The sequence below is a fragment of the Clostridium sp. genome, from assembly GCF_051654825.1.
Taxonomy (GTDB): domain Bacteria; phylum Bacillota; class Clostridia; order Clostridiales; family Clostridiaceae; genus Clostridium.
Genome location: NZ_JBOFYU010000264.1, coordinates 1 through 3,523 on the forward strand (window position 1 = coordinate 1; position 3,523 = coordinate 3,523).

A 3,523-nucleotide genomic window follows, 5' to 3' on the forward strand; every position below is an offset into this window, starting at 1 on the left:
CATAATTTGACTCCTTAGATTTTTTCTATGATACTATAATAACACCTTCAAACCGTTGCAACAACCCACGTTTACATATGTGTATACACCAATGTTTACATAAAAGTAATCATATTTTAATTAGTATAGGCATAAAAAAGACTACCTAATTTCTTAGATAGCCCTTAATTATTATCTGTAGTATAGGAACATCTGATAATTCTCTTTCTCTATATGAGTTAAGCTAGATTTTTTAATCTTTCTTTTGAAATATTAAAATACTTTTCATCCAATTCAAACCCTATGTAGTTTCTATTAGTATTAACACAAGCTACTGCAGTAGAGCCACTCCCAATGCAATTATCCAGCACCAAATCTCCTTCATTTGTATATGTTTTAATTAGGTATTCCAATAATTCTACTGGCTTTTGCGTTGGATGATATTTATCTTTGTCCAGGTCATAATACAGTACATTGCTAGGATATCCAGTATTTTCTTGATACCATTCATTTGAATAATTATTCATTGTTGTTTTAGCAACGCTTCCCCTTGTAGATATCTTATTACATTGCTCTAATCCTTGCGGATAGTAATTATGTTTATTGAACACGTTTATTTCTTCCACTTGTCTTAATGGTTGTCTCTTTGCATTTAGATAATTTCCTTTAATGTTCTTTACCCAATACCATGTGTATTTGTAGTTTTTGATGTTGCTTTCTATTAACTTTGTAGTAAATGGTTGGCTTGAGAATAATACTATTGCCCCATTTTGTTTTATTATTCTGTTGTATTGTTTCCATAACTCATTGAAATCTATTATTTTATCCCACTTAGCCCAAGTTGTTCCATACGGCAAATCACATATGATACAGTCTATGGAGTCGTCATTGATTGATGCCATCCCATCCAAACAATCATTGTTGTATATTTTATTTATGTAATCGCTATTCATTATCTCTAATCCTTTCTAGGTTTAAAATATCTCCAACAGATAATATCTCTCCAACTTCATCTCCTTCTACATCAGTTATTGTTAATATGTATTCTTTTGTTAATTCGCAAAATCCTATTATAACTCTAGAGCCATATGCTCCAACTGTATTAAAAAGCTCTTTCATATCAATTCTCCTAATTTCTTTATTTATTTTACTCACAAAGCATTATCTTCAACTCATTTTTGCATTTACAACACAATATAAATTGCTCTATTTTTAATTTTCGATGTGATAGTCTAAACATATAAAATTTTTCAAATTCATTAATACCACAACCACATCCACTGCACTCCTTTGCACTTTTAGATATACCTTCGTGCACCATTATATTTTCATCTCTCATAAACTACTTCAACCTTCTTTAATTTTCTTAATATGTTTATAATTCTATACAATTTATCAATCATAATCCTAGCAAGATTTCACTATGAACTTTTGCATGTTTATCTCATTATACATTGATTTAATAGCATAATATCATCACACTACGAATCAAACCACCATTTTTAGATATCGCAATTGTATATTTTATATCTAATTCATATCCAGCATCTTGATATTTTTGAAGATATTTATTAAACTCACGTTGAAATTCACCTACATCTTCATTTACAATTACTTTGTATTTTTTAATTATTTTCATATTAATTCTGCAAACTTATTTCCCATTTTGCTACCTCCAAAGTTTTTATTTGTTATTTATACTTTAATTATAGATATATTGTTTACTATAGTCAACAGTTTTATTCAACTTTTAAAAAATAAAAAAGACTACCCATATGGTAGCCTATCTAAACACACTTCCTTTATTGTTTCTTGCTTCTACTATCTCTATAAAATCTTCTATACATTTACCCTTTGAACTTCTTATTAATGTTACTCCACCTTCTCTAGCAACTTTCTTTATTGCTTTTACATCTAACTTATTCAATTCCATTTCCATTGATTTGCTATCCATTCTAGATAATTCAGTATAGGTAATAGTATGAGCCTTATCTGTGCTTTCTAACGCCTTTAACTGGTCTTTTAAAGCCTTTAACTCTGCTTCCTTAACCTTTATAGCTTCCTTTATTTGCTTCTCATTCATATTGTTGCCCCCTATTTAATTTTCTTTATATATTATAATATGCAATAAGTGTCCACTATGTTCAACAATTTTAAATATTTTAATAAAATACTATTTACCTCTATATGCATTTTCTATTTTCTGCATTGAATTTGATACCATAGTTCCGTAATTGTTAGCATTTGCTATTTCCTTGATTTCTCTAGCTTGCAAACTTCTTGGCTTTCCTAATACATTTTTAAAAGTTTCTATTATGAATTTAGCATCTTCATTCTCCATTATTACACTTTCAACTGCTTCTATTTTCTCAATTCTTGAATTTATTAAATTCTCTTTGCTTCCAAACTTTTCTTTTTTAGAATCCTTGTAAGTATCCCATTTTTCATTTATTTCTGCAATGTTAATATTTTTAGCTTCTTCAAATAAACTTGCAACTACGTTTCTTATATCACTAGCATATTTAACTTGTTTTTCAGTTCCTTTTAATTCTACCATCTTATTTACCACCTTTTTGATTTGAGAGTGTACAAATATTAAACATAATCTGAAAGTAGCTTTATAGTTATCACCTTTTTTTATTATTCTCTTTGTCATTTCGTGTGCTTCTTTCATTACATTTTTCATATTTGCTTCCTCCCTTTTATTTTTTATTTATCTTAATATAAATATACTACAATAGTCCTCCGTAGTCAACGCTTATTTAAATAAAAAAAGAAACTTATTTCTAAGCTTCCTTTAATAATTCTAGCAGACTGTCTGCTACTCTGTGGCACAGTTTAAAATAGTTATCTGCTGCATATATATTCACTAATGGCATAACTTCTGTATAAGTCATTCCTTCTATCCAGTAATTATTAACTACGTTCTTGTACTGATTATCTTTTCTACTATCTAAGCTATCTAATAGTATTTCTGTAATAGCTAAATCCTTTTTAAGCCTTTTGGTTTCGTTTTCTCTAGCTATTATTCTATTATCTAATGTTGCTATGTTAGAGGTTTGCACATTGTCGCTTGAGTAGTCAATAGATCCTAGCGTGTAGTCATCATCATCAAGCAATCCTAGCTCTAACACCTTCAATCTAGCTTTATTTCTTTTATAATTTCTAAATAAGTTTTCTATATATTTTCTATCTTTTGTCATATTTCTCCCCCATTTCGTCTTTAGTAACCGTATATTTATATTTATTAAAACTTTATATTATCTAATTTTATATGCTTAAAGCCTGATATTTTCTTAGATTCAAATTCTTTATTTTCATTATCAAATACGCACGTTTCGCATCTAGAATCTCTTCCGCACCACTCAATTTCATCACAGTTAATTACACAATCTTTAGATATGTTATAGGTAAGATAAAGTATCCCATTCACATCTATAAAATACTTTTCGTATTCATTTACTTCGTTCATCTAATCACCACCTATAGTAGGAGGACTTAACCCCCTACATATTTATTTTATAAACTTATGTTGCCTTGTAAG

General features: G+C 28.6%; 8 protein-coding genes. All 8 read right to left on the reverse strand.

Translation table 11 applies throughout. The annotated features are described in order from the left end of the window. Positions 1-218: 218 nt before the first annotated feature. The 8 genes from ACRDBA_RS16145 to ACRDBA_RS16180 all read right to left on the reverse strand — a co-directional run bounded on the left by ACRDBA_RS16145 (position 219) and on the right by ACRDBA_RS16180 (position 3,451). Entirely contained in the window at positions 219-932 is a 714-nt protein-coding gene (locus ACRDBA_RS16145; RefSeq protein WP_438573956.1) for a DNA-methyltransferase, read from the reverse strand. Next, positions 925-1,098 (reverse strand): hypothetical protein, encoded by a 174-nt coding sequence (locus ACRDBA_RS16150; RefSeq protein WP_438573957.1) that lies wholly within the window; start codon positions 1,096-1,098, stop codon positions 925-927. Before ACRDBA_RS16150 ends, ACRDBA_RS16145 begins: the two co-directional genes overlap by 8 nt. Before the next feature lie 28 nt (positions 1,099-1,126). Then, positions 1,127-1,318: a hypothetical protein gene (locus tag ACRDBA_RS16155; RefSeq protein WP_438573958.1), complete on the reverse strand. Its 192-nt coding sequence runs from the start codon at positions 1,316-1,318 to the stop codon at positions 1,127-1,129. Positions 1,319-1,438: 120 nt separating this feature from the next. Then, positions 1,439-1,618, reverse strand: coding sequence for a hypothetical protein (locus ACRDBA_RS16160; protein ID WP_438573959.1), 180 nt, complete (start codon positions 1,616-1,618; stop codon positions 1,439-1,441). A gap of 144 nt (positions 1,619-1,762) precedes the next feature. Continuing rightward, complete coding sequence (locus ACRDBA_RS16165; RefSeq protein ID WP_438573960.1) at positions 1,763-2,062, reverse strand: hypothetical protein; 300 nt, start codon at positions 2,060-2,062, stop codon at positions 1,763-1,765. A 90-nt stretch (positions 2,063-2,152) separates the two neighbouring features. After that, the gene (locus tag ACRDBA_RS16170) at positions 2,153-2,665 is read right to left on the reverse strand and encodes a hypothetical protein (protein ID WP_438573961.1); all 513 of its coding nucleotides are present in this window, start codon (positions 2,663-2,665) and stop codon (positions 2,153-2,155) included. 100 nt (positions 2,666-2,765) lie between these two features. Next, positions 2,766-3,182, reverse strand: a complete 417-nt coding sequence (locus tag ACRDBA_RS16175; protein ID WP_438573962.1) for a hypothetical protein — start codon at positions 3,180-3,182, stop codon at positions 2,766-2,768. Positions 3,183-3,226: 44 nt separating this feature from the next. Beyond that, the gene (locus ACRDBA_RS16180; protein ID WP_438573963.1) at positions 3,227-3,451 is read right to left on the reverse strand and encodes a hypothetical protein; all 225 of its coding nucleotides are present in this window, start codon (positions 3,449-3,451) and stop codon (positions 3,227-3,229) included. Positions 3,452-3,523: the final 72 nt, after the last annotated feature.

What these genes read in the sequence shown, in the direction of transcription:
- ACRDBA_RS16170 (WP_438573961.1), bottom strand. Translation starts at nt 2,665, where the DNA reads ATGAAAAATGTAATGAAAGAAGCACACGAAATGACAAAGAGAATAATA.
- ACRDBA_RS16150 (WP_438573957.1), bottom strand. Translation starts at nt 1,098, where the DNA reads ATGAAAGAGCTTTTTAATACAGTTGGAGCATATGGCTCTAGAGTTATA.
- ACRDBA_RS16160 (WP_438573959.1), bottom strand. Translation starts at nt 1,618, where the DNA reads ATGAAAATAATTAAAAAATACAAAGTAATTGTAAATGAAGATGTAGGT.
- ACRDBA_RS16175 (WP_438573962.1), bottom strand. Translation starts at nt 3,182, where the DNA reads ATGACAAAAGATAGAAAATATATAGAAAACTTATTTAGAAATTATAAA.
- ACRDBA_RS16145 (WP_438573956.1), bottom strand. Translation starts at nt 932, where the DNA reads ATGAATAGCGATTACATAAATAAAATATACAACAATGATTGTTTGGAT.
- ACRDBA_RS16155 (WP_438573958.1), bottom strand. Translation starts at nt 1,318, where the DNA reads ATGAGAGATGAAAATATAATGGTGCACGAAGGTATATCTAAAAGTGCA.
- ACRDBA_RS16180 (WP_438573963.1), bottom strand. Translation starts at nt 3,451, where the DNA reads ATGAACGAAGTAAATGAATACGAAAAGTATTTTATAGATGTGAATGGG.
- ACRDBA_RS16165 (WP_438573960.1), bottom strand. Translation starts at nt 2,062, where the DNA reads ATGAATGAGAAGCAAATAAAGGAAGCTATAAAGGTTAAGGAAGCAGAG.